The sequence below is a fragment of the Massilia sp. BKSP1R2A-1 genome (assembly GCF_050586525.1).
Taxonomy (GTDB): Bacteria; Pseudomonadota; Gammaproteobacteria; order Burkholderiales; family Burkholderiaceae_D; genus Telluria.
In genome coordinates this window covers 1-18898 of record NZ_JBOBRE010000004.1, presented here as the reverse complement: position 1 = coordinate 18898, position 18898 = coordinate 1, and the positions used below count along the sequence as shown (strand labels likewise).

Annotated in this window: 16 protein-coding genes and 1 tRNA gene; 11 read left to right on the top strand and 6 right to left on the bottom strand. The window is 62.9% G+C overall.

Features of this window, described 5'->3' with window-relative positions; translation table 11 throughout:
- The first annotated feature begins 214 nt into the window (after nucleotides 1-214).
- A complete protein-coding gene (locus tag ACQ7JA_RS07500; RefSeq protein WP_430896160.1) occupies nucleotides 215-2383 on the top strand; it encodes a putative bifunctional diguanylate cyclase/phosphodiesterase in 2169 nt (722 codons plus the stop codon).
- Nucleotides 2384-2590: 207 nt separating this feature from the next.
- Here the strand turns inward: ACQ7JA_RS07500 and ACQ7JA_RS07495 are convergent, their stop codons facing one another.
- Nucleotides 2591-3565 (bottom strand): endonuclease/exonuclease/phosphatase family protein, encoded by a 975-nt coding sequence (locus tag ACQ7JA_RS07495; protein ID WP_430896158.1) that lies wholly within the window; start codon nucleotides 3563-3565, stop codon nucleotides 2591-2593.
- Nucleotides 3566-3601: 36 nt separating this feature from the next.
- On the opposite strand from ACQ7JA_RS07495, the gene ybaK reads away from it, so the two are divergent.
- From ybaK to ACQ7JA_RS07480, 3 genes are all read left to right on the top strand, one after another.
- Nucleotides 3602-4093: a Cys-tRNA(Pro) deacylase gene (gene ybaK / locus ACQ7JA_RS07490; protein ID WP_430896155.1), complete on the top strand. Its 492-nt coding sequence runs from the start codon at nucleotides 3602-3604 to the stop codon at nucleotides 4091-4093.
- 91 nt (nucleotides 4094-4184) lie between these two features.
- Nucleotides 4185-4805, top strand: coding sequence for a glycerol-3-phosphate 1-O-acyltransferase PlsY (gene plsY / locus ACQ7JA_RS07485; RefSeq protein WP_430896152.1), 621 nt, complete (start codon nucleotides 4185-4187; stop codon nucleotides 4803-4805).
- 114 nt (nucleotides 4806-4919) lie between these two features.
- Nucleotides 4920-5585 (top strand): DsbA family oxidoreductase, encoded by a 666-nt coding sequence (locus ACQ7JA_RS07480; RefSeq protein ID WP_430896150.1) that lies wholly within the window; start codon nucleotides 4920-4922, stop codon nucleotides 5583-5585.
- 1 nt (nucleotide 5586) lies between these two features.
- Here the strand turns inward: ACQ7JA_RS07480 and ACQ7JA_RS07475 are convergent, their stop codons facing one another.
- From ACQ7JA_RS07475 to ACQ7JA_RS07465, 3 genes are all read right to left on the bottom strand, one after another.
- On the bottom strand, nucleotides 5587-6432 hold the full coding sequence (locus ACQ7JA_RS07475; protein WP_430896148.1) for an endonuclease/exonuclease/phosphatase family protein: 846 nt from the start codon (nucleotides 6430-6432) through the stop codon (nucleotides 5587-5589).
- 123 nt (nucleotides 6433-6555) lie between these two features.
- Nucleotides 6556-7593: a tRNA (adenosine(37)-N6)-threonylcarbamoyltransferase complex transferase subunit TsaD gene (gene tsaD, locus ACQ7JA_RS07470; protein ID WP_430896145.1), complete on the bottom strand. Its 1038-nt coding sequence runs from the start codon at nucleotides 7591-7593 to the stop codon at nucleotides 6556-6558.
- 159 nt (nucleotides 7594-7752) lie between these two features.
- Nucleotides 7753-8811: a 3-deoxy-7-phosphoheptulonate synthase gene (locus ACQ7JA_RS07465; protein ID WP_430896821.1), complete on the bottom strand. Its 1059-nt coding sequence runs from the start codon at nucleotides 8809-8811 to the stop codon at nucleotides 7753-7755.
- A gap of 98 nt (nucleotides 8812-8909) precedes the next feature.
- Between ACQ7JA_RS07465 and ybiB the strand changes: the two genes are divergently transcribed.
- The 7 genes from ybiB to ACQ7JA_RS07430 all read left to right on the top strand — a co-directional run bounded on the left by ybiB (nucleotide 8910) and on the right by ACQ7JA_RS07430 (nucleotide 16785).
- Nucleotides 8910-9869, top strand: coding sequence for a DNA-binding protein YbiB (gene ybiB, locus ACQ7JA_RS07460; protein WP_430896142.1), 960 nt, complete (start codon nucleotides 8910-8912; stop codon nucleotides 9867-9869).
- 70 nt (nucleotides 9870-9939) lie between these two features.
- Nucleotides 9940-11163: an NAD(P)/FAD-dependent oxidoreductase gene (locus ACQ7JA_RS07455; protein WP_430896140.1), complete on the top strand. Its 1224-nt coding sequence runs from the start codon at nucleotides 9940-9942 to the stop codon at nucleotides 11161-11163.
- A gap of 100 nt (nucleotides 11164-11263) precedes the next feature.
- Nucleotides 11264-11476, top strand: coding sequence for a 30S ribosomal protein S21 (rpsU, locus tag ACQ7JA_RS07450; RefSeq protein ID WP_005665410.1), 213 nt, complete (start codon nucleotides 11264-11266; stop codon nucleotides 11474-11476).
- A gap of 126 nt (nucleotides 11477-11602) precedes the next feature.
- On the top strand, nucleotides 11603-12052 hold the full coding sequence (locus ACQ7JA_RS07445) for a GatB/YqeY domain-containing protein (protein ID WP_430896135.1): 450 nt from the start codon (nucleotides 11603-11605) through the stop codon (nucleotides 12050-12052).
- A 254-nt stretch (nucleotides 12053-12306) separates the two neighbouring features.
- Entirely contained in the window at nucleotides 12307-14103 is a 1797-nt protein-coding gene (gene dnaG, locus ACQ7JA_RS07440) for a DNA primase (protein WP_430896133.1), read from the top strand.
- A gap of 228 nt (nucleotides 14104-14331) precedes the next feature.
- Nucleotides 14332-16584 carry an RNA polymerase sigma factor RpoD gene (gene rpoD, locus ACQ7JA_RS07435; protein WP_430896131.1) on the top strand — a complete coding sequence of 751 codons (2253 nt, stop codon included), beginning with the start codon at nucleotides 14332-14334 and terminating at the stop codon, nucleotides 16582-16584.
- A gap of 122 nt (nucleotides 16585-16706) precedes the next feature.
- A tRNA-Ile gene (locus tag ACQ7JA_RS07430) sits at nucleotides 16707-16785 on the top strand.
- Between the two features lie 103 nt (nucleotides 16786-16888).
- On the opposite strand, the gene ACQ7JA_RS07425 is transcribed toward ACQ7JA_RS07430, so the two are convergent.
- Together ACQ7JA_RS07425 and ACQ7JA_RS07420 are read right to left on the bottom strand one after the other, a co-directional pair.
- Nucleotides 16889-17401, bottom strand: coding sequence for a hypothetical protein (locus ACQ7JA_RS07425; protein ID WP_430896129.1), 513 nt, complete (start codon nucleotides 17399-17401; stop codon nucleotides 16889-16891).
- A 1255-nt stretch (nucleotides 17402-18656) separates the two neighbouring features.
- A partial coding sequence (locus ACQ7JA_RS07420; RefSeq protein ID WP_430896126.1) for a hypothetical protein occupies nucleotides 18657-18898 on the bottom strand: 242 nt, incomplete at its 5' end.

The following is an 18898-nucleotide window of genomic DNA, read 5'->3' as shown; positions in this document are numbered from 1 at the left end:
CCTTGCGCATGGTGTGACTGTAGGCCTGTGCGCCATGCGGCGCCACCGGCATGCGACAGGCGGCCGCGCGGCGGGTCTGGAATGCAGAAACGCGCGACGAAATGCGGGCCGCCGGCCCGTTTGCGTACCCGCAAAGGGCGTGCCGGAAGAAGGGAAAGAATAAGGGGATTGTCATCGGACTCACGATGCTTTCTTCTTGATAAGGATCTTTCCCGTGAACGACTCCACCCAGGGTCAGACCGGCCGGCCGGGCCTATCCGGCGGCGCGCCCGATCCTGGCCGGCCGGAGCCTGTCGCACGCAGCGACGACCAGGCCGGCGCCTTCCACAGCGACAGCCCCGGCCGTGAAGCGCTGGACTGGCTGTACCGCTTCGTCACGGCCATCGAACTGGCGCCGGCAGTCGCCGTGCACTCGGTCGACGCCCGCGGCATCGTGCGCTTCTGGAACCACGCCTGCGCCCAGCTGTTCGGCATCCCGGCCAGCCATGCCCTGGGGCGCCCTTTCCGCGCGCTCGTCTCCCACCTCGAGCGCCAGGCCGAATTCGACGCCGCCATCGCCGACATCTGGCGCGAGGGCAGTGCGCCCGCCCCACGCGACTGGCATGTGGAAACCGCCGCCGGCCGGCGCCTGTGGCTGCACTCAAACCATTTCCCCGTCAAGCGCGAGGGCGCCACCCAGCAGGTGTTCTGCATGGAGGTCGACATCACCGGCCGCAAGCAGGTCGAAGAAAACCTCATGTCGGCCGCGCGCGTGTTTGAGAACGCGCACGAGGGCATGATCCTCATGGATGCCCAATACCGGGTGCAGGCAGTCAACCCGGCCTTCACCACCATTACCGGCTATGCCGCCGCCGACATCGTCGGGGCCACGCTCGCCAGCCTGCCCTGGCGGGGGATCGAAGCCGGCTTCTACGAAAGCATCTGGTCCCAGCTCGACGGCAACGACTACTGGCAGGGCGAGGTCGCGGCCATGCGCAAGAACGGCGAGCGCTACCCGGCCTGGGTGGCGCTCACCACCATCCGCGATCCGCGCGGCGAGGCCATCAGCTACATGGCCATGCTGTCCGACATCAGCGAGCGCAAGCGGGCCGAAGACCAGGTGCGCCACCAGGCCGAGCACGATCCGCTCACCGGTCTGCCGAACCGCACGCTCTTCCTCGACCGCATGCACCACGCGCTGGCCACCTGGCGCCGCCAGCGCGACAACTTCGCCGTGCTCTTCCTCGACCTCGACCGCTTCAAGGCCATCAACGACAACAATGGCCACCAGGCCGGCGACGCCGTGCTGCGCGAGGTGGCGGCGCGCCTGCGCGGCTGCGTACGGCGCGTCGACACCATCAGCCGCCTGGGCGGCGACGAGTTCGTGGTGCTGCTGGCCGATATCGGCGGCGCCGACCAGGCCGCCCATGTGGCGCACGCCGTCATGCAGGCGGTGGCGCGGCCCGTCGAGGTGGGCGAAAGCCTGGTCACGCTGTCGGCCTCGATCGGCGTGGCGATCTGCCCCACCGACGGAACCGACGTCGACACCCTGATGCACCACGCCGACGTCGCGATGTACCACGCCAAGCAGAACGGGCGCGACAGCTTCCGCTTCTTCAGCCCCGAGATGAATGCCCGCGTGCTCGAGCGCGGCGTGCTGGAGCAGCGCCTGCGCCAGGCCCTGGACCGCGGCGAATTCCTGCTCGAATACCAGCCCGAGCTCGACGTCGGCAGCGGCCGCGTGATCGGCGTCGAAGCCCTGATCCGCTGGCGCCATCCCGAACGCGGCCTGCTGCTGCCCCAGGACTTCCTGCCGGTGGCCGAGGAGTGCGGGCTGATCGTGCCGATCGGCGACTGGGTGCTGCGCGAAGCCTGCGGCCAGGCGCGTGCCTGGCGCGACGAGGGGCACGACGTGACGGTGGCCGTGAACCTGTCCGACGCCCAGTTCCTGCACGGGCGCCTCCTCGACACCGTCGACGAGGCCCTGGCGCAGTCCGGCCTGGCGCCCGGATACCTCGACCTGGAAATCACGGAAGGGGCGATCATGCACGGCGACGCTGGTCTGGACAACATCGTGGAGGCACTGCGTTCACGCGGCGTGCAGCTGACCATCGACCGCTTCGGCACGGGGCTCTCGAGCCTGTCGTCCCTGCGGCGCTATCCGCTGTCGAAGTTGAAGATCGACCGCAGCTTCGTGAGCGACATCGAGCACGATCCCCTGGACGCGGCCATGATCCCGGCCATCATCGCCGTGGCGCGCAGCCTGCGCCTGCGGGTGGTGGCCGAAGGGGTGGAAACGGCGGAGCAACTGCGCTTCCTGCAGCAGCACGGCTGCGACCAGTACCAGGGGTTTTATGCAGCGGGAGCGAGCAGCAGGCCGGATTTCGGGCCGGCGCCCTCGTGAATGGGCAGTTGCCAGGTACTGCTGATGTGCAAGAGAACGTTGGGTGGGCGGCTCCACCGCGCAATGAATCGCGCGATAACCTTGGCGCCGCCCACGCGGTCAACGAACGGATTCGCGCCACGGAGCGTGCCGGGATGCGTAATGTGAACGCGTGGGCTGAGTCTGCCCACCCTACGTTATAGAAGACGCGTCGGCCGGCTCTTTCGCTTAATCAAGGCCGCCGTCGAGCCGCCCCGTCTGCGGATACAGGCGAATCCGCGCCAGCACCTGCCCGTGGTCCGAGGCCTCCGGCAGCCCCAGGTCCAGGTGGTCGTTCAGGTACACCACGTCCACCACCTCCCCGATCGCGTCCGGCAGCACCGGATTGAATTCCTGCGACACCAGGATATGGTCGATGGTCGAATGCCGGCTCTCGTGCACGATCGAGAACCCCACGCTGCGCAGATTATCCTGGTGCATGTGCAGGCGTGCGGCGTCGAACATGCGTTCGGCCAGCGGCGCGCCTTCGCCCAGCACGATCTCGGTGGTGACGGAATCGGCGACGTCGTTGAAGTCGCCCAGCACGATGCGGGGACGCTGATTTTCGCGCGCCATGTCGGTGAGCATGACGCGCAGGGCGGTGGCTTCGGTGCCGCGCCGGATCAGGGAGCGCAGGCAGGCGAGGGCATACAGGTTCGGGTCTTCGCCCGTATCGCTGGCGCGGTAGTCGGGCCGGCGCGACTTCAGGTGCACGACCACGACGTCGATGACGATGCCCGGCGCCAGCTCGACCTCGGCATGCAGCGGCGCGCGCGTGAAGCGGTCAGGGTCGCGGCTGCCGGCCGGCATGGCCACGCTTTCGGGGAACATGGTCAGGGGCCGCGCGTGGCTCACGACCGGCAGGCGCGAGACCAGGGCCACGCTCGGTGTCAGGCGCGGGGCTTCCGGATCGGGATCGAAGCCGAGGTGCACTGCCTCGCGAAAGCGCCGGGTGCGTGACAGCACCTCGCGCAAGGTAGCCTGAGAAAAAATCTCCTGGAAGCCGATCACGTCGGCATTCAGAAGATCGATTTGATGCGCCGTCCACTGCAGCTTGGCCTCGTACTCCTCCGGACTGCAGGGCTCGAGGTTCTCGTAGCAGCGCATGCCGGGCGGGGCCAGGTTATAGGTGTTGAAGGTGGCAAAGCGAATTTCTTGCTGCATAATAGAAACTCCCATAGTCATCTTAGCGTACCACGCATGGCCAAGAAAGAGCACGTGTCAGAGACACCCGCGACGCAGTTCCTGCGCAAGCATGGGGTGAGTTTCACGGAACATCCCTACGACTATGAAGAACATGGTGGCACGTCAGTTTCTTCGCGCGAGTTAGGAGTGCCTGAGCACCATGTCGTGAAGACCTTGGTGATGCAGGACGAGGCCGCGCGCCCGCTGATCGTCCTGATGCACGGCGACCGCAAGGTCTCGACCAAGAACCTGGCGCGCGCGATTCCCTGCAAGTCGGTCGAGCCCTGCAAACCGGAAGTCGCGCAGCGCCATTCGGGCTACCTGGTGGGCGGCACTTCGCCCTTCGGGATCCGCAAGGCGATGCCGGTCTATGTCGAGGAAACGGTCCTGGCGCTGGAAAAAATCTATATCAACGGTGGCCGCCGCGGCTACCTGGTCGGCATCGATCCGGGCGTCCTGACCGGCGTGCTGGGCGCGCGGCCGGTGCAATGCGCGCTGGCCGAGTGAGCTTCCTGGGCGCCGGGGCAATGGTGTATAGTCCCGAGCGCCCGAGCATATGTACTCATAAGAACAAGCAAGAGACCACTAGAAAGACGTGATGAACACCCTGATTGCCACCATTGCCGCTTATTTGATCGGCTCGATTTCCTTCGCCGTCGTGATGAGCCGCGCCTTCGGCCTGTCCGACCCGCGCACCTACGGCTCCAAGAACCCGGGCGCCACCAATGTGCTGCGCAGCGGCAGCAAGAAGGCCGCGATCGCGACCCTGGTCGGCGACGCCGCCAAGGGCTGGCTGGCGGTCTGGCTGGCGGTCAAGTTCGGCCCGTCCTACGGCATCGAAGAGGGCGGCATTGCCCTGGTCGCCATCGCGGTCTTCCTGGGCCACCTGTGGCCGGTGTTCTTCCGCTTCGTGGGCGGCAAGGGCGTGGCGACGGCGCTCGGCGTGCTGCTGGGCATCAACGTCTGGCTCGGCCTGGCCACGCTCGCGACCTGGCTGATCGTCGCCTACGCCTTCCGCTACTCCTCGCTGGCGGCCCTGATCGCCTCGGTGTTCGCCCCCTTCTACTATGGCCTGCTGTTCGGCGCGGACGAGATCCTGTTCGCCGTGGTCGTGATGAGCGCGCTGCTGCTGTATCGCCATGGCGCGAACATCGCAAACCTGATCGCCGGCAAGGAGTCGAAGATCGGCAGCAAGGCCAAGGGCGCTGCGAAGAAATAGCACCGTAGCTCCTGGCGCGCCGAAATAGCCGGCGCGCCACGCCAAAACGCACATCGCGTTACCATAACGCCACCTGGCACACTCCGTGCCGCAATGAACAGAAAGGTGGCATCAATGGCCAAGCAACTCAGGATCGACTTCGTGTCGGACGTCTCGTGCCCGTGGTGCGCGATCGGCTACAAGTCGCTGGAAACGGCGCTGCTGCGCATGGGCGGCGACGTGACCGTCGACCTGCATTTCCAGCCCTTCGAACTGAACCCGAACATGGGCCCGGACGGCCAGGACATCGTCGAGCACATCACGGAAAAATACGGCGCGACGGCCGAGCAGCAGGCCAATAGCCGCGAGATGATCCGCCAGCGCGGCCTCGATGTCGGCTTCACCTTCGACATGGAGCGCCGCGGCCGCATCTACAACACCTTCGACGCCCACCGCCTGCTGTCCTGGGCCGAGGAAGAGGGCCAGCAGCGTGACCTGAAACTGGCGCTGTTCGAAGCCTATTTCACCCGCTGCGAAGATCCGAGCAACCACGACGTGCTGCTGCGCGCCGTCGAGCGTGTCGGCCTGGACCGCGACACCGCCGCGCAGATCCTGCAATCCGATGCCTATGCGGACGAGGTGCGCGAGCGCGAGCAGTTCTTCCAGCGCGCCGGCATCCACTCGGTGCCGGCCATCATCATCAACCAGCGCCACCTGATCTCGGGCGGCCAGCCGCCGGAAGTGTTCGAGCAGGCCCTGCGCGAGATCGCCGCACGCGGCGACGCGCCCCAGCCCGGCTGACTCAGTTCAGCTCCAGCAGGATCGGCTGGTGGTCGGAGGCCGCCGTCTCCGACTGCACCTCGACCGTGGCCACGCGCGGCGCCAGGTCCTCGGTGACGAAGAAATAGTCGTAGCACTCGGGACGCTCCGGCCAGGGGTAGCCGTGCAGGCCGGTGGTCGGCGCGCGCGCGACCGTGCCGTGCGCCACGCGCCAGGCATCCTGGAAGGCGGGGGCGCCGCCCTCCATCGGCGCCAGCAGCGCCGCGTAATCTTCCGCATCGGGCGCGAAATTGAAGTCACCGCACAGGATGCTCGATGCCGGCCGGAAGCCAAGCTGGTAAGGCGCGTCGAGGTTCGGGTCGGGCTGGAAGATGCGGGCCCGGTTGCTGGCTTCCATGTGCAGCTCGCGGATGCGGCGCACCTGCGCCATGCGCTGCAGCGGTGAGTAATACTCGAGGTGGGTGGTCATCAGGCGCAGCTTGCCATTGGGCGCATCGATGACGGTTTCCATCAGGCCGCGCGGCATGCCGGCCGGGTTGCCCGGGTCGGCCGGCCAGGGCAGCAGGTGGCGGTGCACCTGCGAGATGCGGTATTTCGAGAGGATCAGGTTGCCAAACAGGCGCGGCGAGTTGTTCTTGTAGAGTTCACTCGGCGCATGTTCCATCATGTGGTAGCCGCCGAAGGCGCCGCCCAGCTGCTTGAACTGGTTGGCGGTGGCGCCGCCATCCAGTTCCGAATGATTCGCCGCCACTTCCTGCAGGCAAACGACATCCGGATTCAGCCGGCGCAGGACGTCGATGATCGCATGGATGCGGATCCGTCCATCCTTGCCACAGCCCCAGTGAATATTCCAACTCACAACGCGCATTGCACCTACCTCCGTAAAACTTTACCGCCGGATATTGCCACTGTTTGGCATGGGGCGGTCACACGGTAGGATCGATGTCAGGCTTGCAAGTTCAATTGTGATAACAAGGTTTTCAGCAGAGAATCAGGCGGCTTCGAGCTCGTCGAGCGGCCAGCGCGGACGCACGTTGAAGGCGTACTCGCGCTGCGCCAGCGCAGGATTGCGCTCGAGGCGCATGGCGCCGGCGAAGGCGATCATGGCGCCATTGTCGGTGCAGAATTCCAGCTCGGGATAATAGACCTTGAACTTGCGCCTGGCGGCCGCCGCATTGAGCGACTCGCGCAGCTGGCGGTTGGCGCCGACGCCGCCGGCGATCACCAGGCGTTTCAGGCCCGTGTGCTTCAGCGCGTTCACACACTTGGCGGTGAGCACCTCTACGATGGCATCGACGAAACCGCGCGCGATGTTCGCCTTGTCCTGCTCGCAGATGTTCGCCACCGCTTCGCTGTGGTTCTTCACCACCGTCAGCACCGCCGTTTTCAGGCCCGAGAAGCTGAAGTTGAAATCCTTCGAATGCAGCATCGGGCGCGGCAGGGTATAGGCAGCCGGGTCGCCGAATTCGGCCAGGCGCGAGATCGCGGGGCCGCCCGGGTAGCCGAGGCCGAGCAGCTTGGCCGATTTGTCGAAGGCTTCGCCCGCCGCGTCGTCCAGCGTTTCGCCCAGCAGGGTATAGCGGCCGACGCCATCCACACGCATCAGCTGGGTGTGGCCGCCGGAGACCAGCAGGGCGATGAAGGGGAATTCCGGGCGCTCGCTGGCCAGCAGCGGCGAGAGCAGGTGGCCTTCCAGGTGATGCACGCCGAGCACCGGCTTGTCCAGGGCGAGGGCCAGCGAGCAGGCCACCGAGGAGCCGACCAGCAGGGCGCCCGCCAGGCCCGGGCCCTGGGTGTAGGCGATCGCGTCGATGTCCGATGCCGGGGTGTCGGCGCGTTTCAACACTTCCTCCAGCAGCGGCAGGGCGCGGCGGATGTGGTCGCGCGAGGCGAGTTCCGGCACCACGCCGCCATACTCTTCGTGCATGGCCACCTGCGAATGCAGGGCATGGGACAGCAGGCCGCGCTCGGTGTCGTACAGAGCCAGGCCGGTTTCATCGCAGGAGGATTCGACGCCGAGGACAATCATGGGGAAACAGCTGGAGGGAAAAACGAGATTTTACAGTAGGGTGGTCGGCTTCGCCGGCCGCGCGTCCAATCAGCGTAAAAATGGACGATACGTCAATTCAAAAACGATTTGAACGCGCGTTCGGCAGAGCGTGTTCCGGTCCACTGGACCGGAACACGCCTACGGGCGCTGGAGCAGCTCTGCGTGCGCGCTGCGCAACATCGCCTCGGTTTCTTCCCAGCCGATGCAGCCGTCGGTCACCGAGCAGCCGTACTTCAGCTGCGACAGGTCGGCCGGAATCGCCTGGGCGCCACTGACGATATTCGATTCGATCATCACGCCCACCAGCGAGCCGTTGCCGTGCTTGATCTGCTGGATCACGTCCGACATGACCAGCGGCTGCAGTTCCGGCTTCTTGTAGCTGTTGGCATGCGAGCAATCGACCACCAGGTTGGACGGCAGGCCCGCCTTCTTGAGCGCACCTTCGGCGATCGCCACCGACACGGAGTCGTAGTTCGGACGTCCGCCGCCGCCGCGCAGCACCACGTGGCCGTAGGCATTGCCGCTGGTGCGGACGATCGACACATTGCCCTGGCCATTGATGCCGAGGAAGGCGTGCGGATTGGCCGAGGACAGCACCGCATTGATCGCGATGCTCACATCCCCGTCGGTGCCGTTCTTGAAGCCGACCGGGGTCGACAGGCCGGAGGACATTTCGCGGTGGGTCTGCGATTCGGTGGTGCGGGCGCCGATGGCGGTCCAGGCGATCAGGTCGCCGAGGTACTGCGGCGAAATCGGGTCCAGCGCCTCGGTGGCGGTGGGCAGGCCCAGTTCGCAGACGTCGAGCAGGAAGCGGCGCGCGCGTTCCATGCCCACGTCGACGCGGAAGGAATCGTCCATGAAGGGGTCGTTGATATAGCCCTTCCAGCCGGTGGTGGTGCGCGGTTTCTCGAAATACACGCGCATCACCAGCACCATCGTGTCCGCGACTTCGGCCTGCAGCGCCTTCAGGCGGCGCGCATAATCCAGGCCCGCTTCCGGATCGTGGATCGAGCAGGGCCCGACGACCACGAAGAGGCGCTTGTCCTTGCGATCCAGGATATTGCGCAGCGTCTCGCGGCCTCCCATGACGGTGGCGAAGGCGCGGTCGCTGAGCGGCAGGGTGGCGTGGAGTTCCGTCGGCGTCGGCATGCGCGCGAAGGAACTGACGTTGGTATTTTCGATGGCTGGGGTGTTGATCATGATGCGATAGTGTCTGATGGACGCTCCAGTGTAGACCGAAATTGCTGCAACTGCACATCAGGGCGCGATTTTTCAACGCGTTGTATGCTGGCGCCATGGACAAGAATATCGAACGATTTGCCGCCGCGCCCTTCATCAAGGAAATCGGCCGCGGTGTGAAAGGCGCGCGCAGCATGTCGCGCGAAGATGCCAGGGCACTGTATGCCGCCATGCTCGGCGGCCGCGTCTCGGACCTGGAACTCGGGGGCATCCTGCTGGCCATGCGCATCAAGGGCGAATCGGTCGACGAGCTGGCCGGCTTCATGGATGCGGCGGAACATTCCTTCGCTCCCTTGCCGGCGCCGCCAGGCCCCTATGCCCCAGTCCTGATCCCGAGCTACAACGGCGCGCGCAAGCTGGCCAACCTGACGCCGCTGCTGGCCCTGCTGCTCGCGCGCGAGGGCGTGCCGACCCTGGTGCATGGCGTGCGCAACGATCCCGGACGCATCACCACGGCCGAGATCCTGGCCGAACTGGGCCTGGCCGAGGCCGGCACCTCGAACGACATCCTCGAGGCGATGGGGAGCGGCCGCCCGGCCTTCATCCCGATCGAACGCCTGGCGCCCGAGCTGGCGCATCAATTGTCCCTGCGCCGCATCCTGGGTGTGCGCAATTCCACCCACACCCTGGTCAAGATCCTGCAGCCTTTCGAAGGACCGGCCCTGCGCCTGGTGTCCTATACCCATCCAGAGTATCTCGAGACCCTGGCGACCTACTTCACGACGGCGGCGCCACCGGCGCGCGGCGACGCTTTCCTGATGCGCGGCACGGAAGGCGAGACGGTCGCCAATCCGCACCGCGCCCAGCAGATCGACTGGTTCCACGGCGGCGAGCGAACCCTGCTCGTCGAGCGCGATGCGCCGGCCGACGAACTGGCCGAGGTGCCGGAGGCGCGCGATGCCGCCACCACTGCCGCCTGGATCGCCGCCGCCCTGCGCGGCGAAGCGCCGATTCCGCGTCCCATCACGGCCCAGGTTGCACACTGCGTGCGCGTCGCCCGGGCCCTTCGTTCCTGATACGTCTGCCTTTCTCGCGGCTTCTCAACCGTTTACAATGGCCGGTTTGGCGAACGGTTTAGGGCGGGGAATGGCAAAACACTATGATGTGGCAGTAATCGGCGCAGGCGCCGCCGGCATGATGTGCGCGGCCGTAGCAGGCGGGCGCGGCAAGCGCGTGGTGCTGCTCGACCATGCCGGCCGCCTGGCCGAGAAGATTCGCATTTCCGGCGGCGGGCGCTGCAATTTCACCAACGTCAACGCTGGCCCGGCCAACTTCCTGTCCGAGAACCCGAACTTCTGCCGCAGCGCCCTGTCGCGCTACACTCCGCAGGATTTTCTCGGCCTCGTGAAGAAGCACCGCATCGCTTACCACGAGAAGCACAAGGGCCAACTGTTCTGTGACGATTCCTCCGAGCAGATCATCGGGATGCTGCGCGCCGAATGCCAGCAGGGCGAGGTCGCCTGGCGCATGCCCTGCAAGATCGGCGCGATCGAGAAAACCGACACGGGTTTCCTGGTGACGGCGGAAGGCGGCGACATCAGCTGCGACAGCGTGGTGGTCGCCACCGGCGGCCTGTCGATCCCGAAGATCGGCGCGACCGATCTCGGCTACCGCATCGCGAAGCAGTTCGACATGGGGATCGTCGAGCCGCGCCCCGGCCTGGTGCCGCTGACCTTCGACGGCCCCAGCTGGGAAGCGTTTGCCCCGCTGGCCGGCATTGCGCTCGAAGTCGAGGTGAGCACCGGCGGTGGCAAGGGGAAAGGGAAGGGCGGCAAGGGCAAGAGCGGCGGCCATTTCCGCGAGGACCTGCTGTTCACCCACCGCGGCCTGTCCGGCCCGGCGATCCTGCAGATCTCGAGCTACTGGCAGCCGGGCACCCCGATCGTGCTCGACCTGCTGCCGGAGATGGATGTCGCGGAAGAACTGATCTCGTCGAAAACCACGGTCAAGAAGCAGCTCGGCAATGTGCTGGCGCAATGGCTGCCGGCGCGCCTGGCCGAGGGCCTGTTGATCGCCAATGGCTTCGCACCGGATGCGCGCCTGGCGGACATGGCCGACGCGAAACTGCGCAAGCTGGGCGACGCCATCAACCGCTGGGCCATCGTCCCGACCGGTTCGGAAGGGTATAAAAAGGCCGAAGTAACCCTGGGCGGCGTGGATACGCGCGAACTGTCTCAGCAAACCATGATGGCAAATAAGGTGCCGGGCCTCTACTTCATTGGCGAGACCGTCGACGTGACTGGCTGGCTGGGCGGCTACAATTTCCAGTGGGCCTGGGCCTCGGGCTACGTCGCCGGGTCGAGCGTATGAGCGCTGTAGCAATTGTGGAACAAGTTGATAAAACCTTCCACTGGACGGCAAATGGTGCTAGAATTTCGTTCTTCCCTAAATCCAACGGTTTGATTTTTACATGACCACTATCCGCCTTAAAGAAAACGAGCCGTTCGAAGTCGCTATGCGTCGCTTCAAGCGCACTATCGAAAAAACCGGTCTGCTGACTGAACTGCGTGCTCGCGAGTTCTACGAAAAGCCAACTGCAGAGCGCAAGCGCAAGCTGGCCGCCGCAGTGAAGCGTCACTACAAGCGTATCCGCAGCCAACAGCTGCCGAAGAAGCTGTACTAATCAGACTGCATTGACGGCTTGGCCGGTGACAGCATTGTCCCGGCGAGCCGCTGAGCGTCCGCAAGCCCGCTCCGGTTGTTACCGCGGCGGGTTTTGTCGTTTATACCCATCGAATACGGAGAAGCCATGAGCCTGAAAGCACAAATCACCGAGGACATGAAGGCCGCAATGCGCGCCAAGGAAAGCGCCCGCCTGGCCACCATCCGCCTGATCCTCGCCGACATCAAGCGCAAGGAAGTGGATGAGCAGATCGAGCTGGACGACGCCCAGACCCTGGCCATCGTCGAGAAGATGATCAAGCAGCGCAAGGATTCGATCACCCAGTTCGAAGCCGGCGGCCGCGCCGACCTGGCCGAGATCGAGAAGGGCGAGCTGGCGATCCTGTCGACCTATATGCCTGCCGGCCTGTCGGACGAGGAAATCGCCGCCGAGGTGAAGGCCGCCGTGGCCTCGACCGGTGCTGCGGGTCCGCAGGACATGGGCAAGGTGATGGGCGTGCTCAAGCCGAAGCTGGCGGGGCGTGCGGATATGACGGTGGTGTCGGGTCTGGTCAAGAAGGCGCTGAGCGGGGGCTGATCTCCGGCTGGCTGGACGCGTGGGCGGAGTACCGTCCACCCTACGAACATCGCAGTTGTAGTACCGTAGGGTGGGCGGGGTAATTCCGGGCAACGCCCGGAATCACAAACGCCCACGCGTTCAACCAGCTTTGGAACCGCCGCGATGCATGTTTCCCACAGCCGGCCCCATCAAGACATCTGTCTTGTCATTAATCAACTTGCAGTCAGCGCTGCGGTATAGTCTGAGTTGAGACAAACACTGAGTACCTCCTAGTGATTCCGCAATCATTCATTACCGATTTGCTCAATCGTGTCGACATCGTCGATGTCGTCGGCCGCTACGTCCAGCTGAAAAAGGGCGGGGCCAACTACATGGGCCTGTGCCCATTCCATAACGAAAAATCCCCCAGCTTCACGGTCAGCCCGACCAAGCAGTTCTACCACTGCTTCGGCTGCGGCGCCCACGGTACCTCGATCGGCTTCCTGATCGAATACTCGGGCATGGGTTTCGTCGATGCCGTCAAGGACCTGGCCCAGAACGTGGGCATGGTGGTGCCTGACCAGGACGACAAGATCCCGCCCCAGCAACGCGCCGCCCAGCAGGCCCAGGCGCTGGCGATGACGGATGCGCTGACCCAGGCCTGCGCCTATTACCGCGCCCAGCTGCGCGAAGCGCCGAATGCCATCGCCTACCTGAAGAACCGCGGCCTGACCGGCGAAGTCGCCGCCCGCTTCGGCATGGGCTACGCCCCCGGCGGCTGGGACAATCTGCGCTCGGTCTTCCCCGACTACGACGCCCTGGCCCTGGTCGAGTCCGGCCTGGTGATCGACAAGGTCGACGAGGACGGCAACAACAAGAAGCGCTACGACCGCTTCCGCGAACGGGTCATGTTCCCGATCCGCAATACCAAAGGGCAGGTGATCGGCTTCGGCGGCCGCGTGCTCGACGGTGGCGAGCCGAAATACCTGAACTCGCCGGAAACTCCCTTGTTCCAGAAAGGCCTGGAACTGTATGGCCTGTTCGAGGCGCGCCAGCCGATCCGCGACGCCGGCTACGTGCTCGTGACCGAGGGCTATATGGATGTGGTCGCCCTGGCCCAGCTCGGTTTCCCGCAGGCCGTCGCCACCCTCGGCACCGCCTGCACCAGCACCCACGTGCAAAAGCTGCTGCGCCAGACCGACACGGTGATCTTCAGCTTCGACGGCGACAAGGCCGGCCGCCGCGCCGCCCGCCGCGCGCTCGAGGCCTGCCTGCCGCAGGTGACGGACGACAAGACCATCAAGTTCCTCTTCCTGCCCCAGGAACACGACCCCGACAGTTTCGTCCGCGAACGCGGCGCGGAGGCCTTCGAACAGGAAATCCAGGATGCGATGCCGCTGTCCCAGTTCCTGCTGCGCGAGGTGACCACCGAGCACGACCTGGAAACCCCGGAAGGCCGCGCCCACGCCCAGCACGAGGCCAAGCCCATGTTGCAGGCGATGGCGCCGACAAGCCTGCGCCTGCAGATCGTGCGCGGCCTGGCCAGCCTCACGGAATCGACGCCGGCCGAGATCGAATCGCTGTTTGAACTGTCTAAGCCGGTATCGGTGGCGCGCCGGGCTCCGCCGCGCCAGGGCCGGCCCAAGCCGGTGGGGCTGGAACTGCAGATGCTGCGCATCCTGGTCTCGCACCCGCACCTGGCGCTGCTGTTCGATGAAGCCGCGCAGCAGTCCTTCGACTACTTCGGCCAGGAAGCGGCAGACAGCCTGCGCCACCTGGTCGGCATGGCCCAGGCGCTGGGCGAGCACGGCACGTTCGCCGCCTTGTCACAGCAGTTAAAAGAAGTGACGGCAGAATACGACAGTCTGATTGCGGAAATCGCAGCCGAGCCGGAATCGGACGTTGATGCGGATCGCATCTGGTTGTTAAGTGCGGTGCGTCAGATCAAGATGGATGCGTTAAAGCAGGAGCTTAACCAGTTGTTTTCTTCGGGCCTGACCCCAGATCAGGTAAGTGCTCGCTATCGCGAAATTACCGCCCAGCAGGACCTCTTGGCCCGCGAGGCGGCAGCAGACATGGCGCCCCGGTAATCAAGGCAATCAAGCACATGTGTGTACATTTGTGCAACTTGGAAAAACAGGGGTGCGTGCTATAATAAAACGCTAACTATTGCAACCTTTGAAACCATTTTTTGTTTCAATCGGGGCGTGGTGTTTCAGTTAGCGAGGCAACAGATTGTTGCCTGCAGGGTGATGTAAGGTAACAAAACTTTATCTTTAACCATCGTAAAGTTAGTCGTTGTGACTTCGAAAGCGCCTGTGCCAACCAAGAAACCCGAAACCAAAGTGGCTGCTAAAACCACGAGAGCGTCCGCCAAGGCGGACAAAGGTCAAGACAAGGCCGAGGTTCGTACCGCGAGCCCGGCGCCTGTCAGCCAGACGACCGATGCGGCAGCACTGGCCGCGATCGATACGTCCGGCTACGTCCTGCCTTCCGTCAAGGTCCCGGGACGCCGTGGTCGCAAGCCGAAGGAATTCACGCCCGAGAACGACGAGATCGCCGCGCTGAACGCGGTCGAGCGCGCCGAACTGAAAGCCGCGGACAAGGCCAAGGCCAAGGACCGCAAGGCCAAGGAAAAAGCGCTGCTGAAAGACGCCTTCTCGTCGGACACCGAAGCGAGCGAGGAAGAGCTCGAGATTCGCCGCAACAAGCTCAAGGCCCTGATCAAGTCGGGCAAGGAGCGCGGCTTCCTCACCTACTCGGAAATCAACGACCACCTGCCGGAAAACATCGTCGATCCGGAAGCGATCGAGGGCATCATCGGCACCTTCAACGACATGGGCATCGCCGTTTACGAGCATGCCCCTGACGCCGAAACGCTGCTGCTCTCCGACAATGTTCCGAACGTCACGAGCGACGACGAGGCCGAAGCGGCTGCCGAGGCAGCCTTGTCGACCGTCGATTCCGACTTCGGCCGTACCACCGACCCGGTCCGCATGTACATGCGCGAGATGGGTTCGGTCGAGCTGCTGACCCGCGAAGGCGAGATCGAGATCGCCAAGCGCATCGAGGACGGCCTGAAGGACATGATCCAGGCGATCTCCGCCTGCCCGGTGACCATCGCCGAGATCATCGACGCCGCCGCCAGGATCGAGAAGGACGAGATCAAGATCGACGAGATCGTCGACGGCATGGTCGATCCGGAAGAAGACGAACAGACTTCGCCGACGGCGGTCGCGCCGACTTCGACCGATGACGAGGACGAGGACGAGGACGAAGAGGAAGAAGCCGAGGAAGAGGAAGAAGACAGCGGCGGTGCATCCGGTGCGGCGGGCTACTCGGCCGAGCAGCTGGAAGCGCTGAAGCAGGCTGCGCTCGGCAAGTTCGACCAGATCGCCCAGCAATTCGACAAGATGCGCAAGGCCTTCGAGAAGGACGGCTATAACTCCAAGGCCTACGTCAAGGCACAGGAGTCGATCTCCAACGAGCTGCTGGGCATCCGCTTTACCGCAAAGGTCGTCGAGAAGCTGTGCGACACCCTGCGTGGCCAGGTGGACGAGGTGCGCCACATCGAGAAGCAGATCCTCGACGTCGCCGTGAACCGCTGCGGCATGCCGCGCGCCCACTTCATCAAGGTCTTCCCGGGCAACGAGACGAACCTGGAATGGGTCGACGGCGAAGTCAACGCCGGCCACGCCTACAGCGCCATCCTGGGCCGTAATATCCCGACGATCAAGGAACTGCAGCAACGCCTGATCGACCTGCAAGCGCGCGTCGTGCTGCCGCTGCCGGACCTGCGCAACATCAACCGCCAGATGGCGGCCGGTGAAATGAAGGCCCGCAAGGCCAAGCGCGAGATGACCGAGGCCAACCTGCGTCTCGTGATCTCGATCGCCAAGAAGTACACCAACCGGGGCCTGCAGTTCCTGGACCTGATCCAGGAAGGCAATATCGGCCTGATGAAGGCGGTCGACAAGTTCGAATACCGTCGCGGCTACAAATTCTCGACGTATGCGACGTGGTGGATCCGCCAGGCCATCACCCGTTCGATCGCGGACCAGGCGCGCACGATCCGTATTCCGGTGCACATGATCGAAACGATCAACAAGATGAACCGGATCTCGCGCCAGATCCTGCAGGAGACCGGCGCCGAACCGGATCCGGCAACCCTCGCCATCAAGATGGAGATGCCGGAAGATAAGATTCGCAAGATCATGAAGATCGCAAAGGAACCGATTTCGATGGAGACGCCGATCGGCGACGACGACGATTCGCACCTGGGCGACTTCATCGAGGACAACAATACGCTGGCGCCGTCGGATGCGGCCTTGCATGCCTCGATGCGCGGTGTAGTGAAGGACGTGCTGGATTCGCTGACCCCGCGCGAAGCCAAGGTGCTGCGCATGCGTTTCGGTATCGAGATGTCCACGGACCACACGCTGGAAGAGGTCGGCAAGCAGTTCGACGTCACCCGCGAGCGTATCCGCCAGATCGAAGCGAAGGCCCTGCGCAAGCTGCGTCACCCGTCGCGTTCGGACAAGCTGAAGAGCTTCCTCGAAGGCAGCTCGTGATCGTTGTAGTCTGAGCTTGACGTACCTGCACTAAAAGCAATATCCTCTCGCCACTCTGCTTCACGGTACCGCACCGGTGGAAGCGGGTGGCGAGATCACTTCTAGCCACTGTCCCGATTTCTGGGCCTCTAGCTCATGCCTGGTTAGAGCAGCGGACTCATAATCCGTTGGTGCCCGGTTCGACTCCGGGGAGGCCTACCAGTAAAATCAAGCACTTAGAGTGCTTTTTGCGATTTGCGCAGTTCCGCAAAACGATTTTGCGTCTGCAAGGGTCCGCTAACGACCGAAGCGGACGGACGCGACTTCATAGTTCTTCCCAAGCCTCCCTTGCTTCTTTCACCTTAAGATGACGCTTAATGCGAATCGCGTCGAACTCGGGATTTGAAACAGGGCCAGAAATTTTTCCAGATTTAATATCGATAATCATCCAGCCGTCCGGGTCTCCACGAAAAATGGCGTACCGCTCTGCAGCGATAACCTCGCGATCCCAAGCTATACGAACAAGCACGCCGTCGATCACTCCACCTCCGCTTTGGCCTTCAAATAATTTTGACGGTCCATGTAAATAGTAAGATTTGCCATCTTCCCATCGTTCTAACTTGTAATTGCCAGGCAGGGATTTCGTGTCGCTGCACCCAATGACGGCGACTAGGAGCGAGACCGCTAGAAGAAGCCGGTAAGCAGTGTTTTTCATCGGTGAGTTTTCGACATAAATCGCTAAGTCCACCAACCCATTGAATGCGCAACCCAAAGCGGACGCAGCAGGGGGCGTTTCCCGTGCAGGCTCCCCATCGGTTACATCTTCCAGTCGAGCCAAACGAAACCTAGGAATGCGACAAATGCGAACGCCAGCGAAGGCGCTATCGTTGATGCAGCCGCAGTACGAAGCACCCTTGCCAGTCGAGGTGAGGAATCGGCAACAGTCAGCGCATACGTCAGACCGCAGAGTGCGATAGGTAACCAGACCAAAAAAGCGTGACCTAGAGGATTCGATAGCCAATTTGCGCTTAACCGAAGTAGTGCTAGCGTGCAGCAAAAGTACAAGCCTGCAAGAAGTAGAGTAAGCATAAATGCCTCGACAGGGCGGAGTTGTAGTCGACGCAGATTCATGTTGAATCCTCGAATGCGAGCTTCCGCTTCTGGCCGATAGTGGCGATTGATGGCTGAGTGTACGACCCCTGTTGGCCTCAAGGCAAGGAGGGTCTTGAGTGGTAAGGCTATCTACGTGCAAAGCAGTTCCGCAAAAATCTCCGGAAAACCTTGGAAGCCCAAGGAAAACGGCAAGGATTTTTGATTTTTGCGGAACGATTTTCAAGCTAAGTCTTTGATTTTATTGACTTTCGCAGATGACTCATAATCCGTTGGTGCCCGGTTTGACTCCGGGGAGGCCTACCAATAAAATCAAGCACTTAGAGTGCTTTTTACGCTTTACGCAGTTCCGCAAAACGATTTTTTCATCTACAAAGGTCTGCTAGTCGACCCTGAGCGACATGACTACTTGAGCTAGTATCGATTACTCGACACAATGATCTTGCGTAGGCGTGGAAAGAGGTAGAGGGAAAACGCTAACGCGACGGGCAGTCCGACACATAGGAGAACGGTGCCGGAATCGACATTGAACGCATATCTGACGCCGGCCGCAGCTACTGCACCCCAAAACGTCGAGGCGCAAACTGTGTAGCAGACCGTAACAATCAGTTTCCTTATTTCTTCCAATCTCAAACTCAATGTTAAGCGCGTGCTTTTGTCCGAATGCGAACAGTTGATGGATCAGTGTACGACCGGTGTTGGATTCAACGCAAGGCGGGACTCGAATGGCAAGGTCTACGCGAAATGCAGTTCCGCAAAAGTGTCCAGAAAACGTTGCAAGCCTGAGGGAAATGGCGATAAGTTTTGATTTTTGCGGAACGACTTTTAACCTAAGTCATTGATTTTATTGATTTTGGCAGGTGACTCATAATCCGTTGGTGCCCGGTTCGACTCCGGGGAGGCCTACCAATTCAAGCAAGTACTGCAGCACCGCCCGCATTCCGGGCGGTGAACAGTGCTTTTGTCTCTTAGTCAATCTTCTGCTAGTTGTTACCGACTGCGCAGCGCAACGCTTCCGCTTGATGTGACACGTGGTCGCGACCCACTACAGCAAATACCTTTTTCCCTTCGCGGACCGCTGCTGAAAGACGTTGCACCATATTAATATTGCGGAATGCGCTCGACTGCGCGTTGACTTCGTTCGTGAACACACCGCCGGTATCCGCCGATTTCGCCTGCGGATCGAACCAGCGTGACGGCGCCTGCCACCACTGTGCGGGTTCCT

Coding starts and splice junctions, on each gene's coding strand:
- tsaD (WP_430896145.1), bottom strand. CDS start 7,593: ATGATTGTCCTCGGCGTCGAATCCTCCTGCGATGAAACCGGCCTGGCT.
- ACQ7JA_RS07480 (WP_430896150.1), top strand. CDS start 4,920: ATGGCCAAGCAACTCAGGATCGACTTCGTGTCGGACGTCTCGTGCCCG.
- ACQ7JA_RS07495 (WP_430896158.1), bottom strand. CDS start 3,565: ATGCAGCAAGAAATTCGCTTTGCCACCTTCAACACCTATAACCTGGCC.
- plsY (WP_430896152.1), top strand. CDS start 4,185: ATGAACACCCTGATTGCCACCATTGCCGCTTATTTGATCGGCTCGATT.
- ybiB (WP_430896142.1), top strand. CDS start 8,910: ATGGACAAGAATATCGAACGATTTGCCGCCGCGCCCTTCATCAAGGAA.
- ybaK (WP_430896155.1), top strand. CDS start 3,602: ATGGCCAAGAAAGAGCACGTGTCAGAGACACCCGCGACGCAGTTCCTG.
- ACQ7JA_RS07455 (WP_430896140.1), top strand. CDS start 9,940: ATGGCAAAACACTATGATGTGGCAGTAATCGGCGCAGGCGCCGCCGGC.
- rpsU (WP_005665410.1), top strand. CDS start 11,264: ATGACCACTATCCGCCTTAAAGAAAACGAGCCGTTCGAAGTCGCTATG.
- ACQ7JA_RS07445 (WP_430896135.1), top strand. CDS start 11,603: ATGAGCCTGAAAGCACAAATCACCGAGGACATGAAGGCCGCAATGCGC.
- ACQ7JA_RS07475 (WP_430896148.1), bottom strand. CDS start 6,432: ATGCGCGTTGTGAGTTGGAATATTCACTGGGGCTGTGGCAAGGATGGA.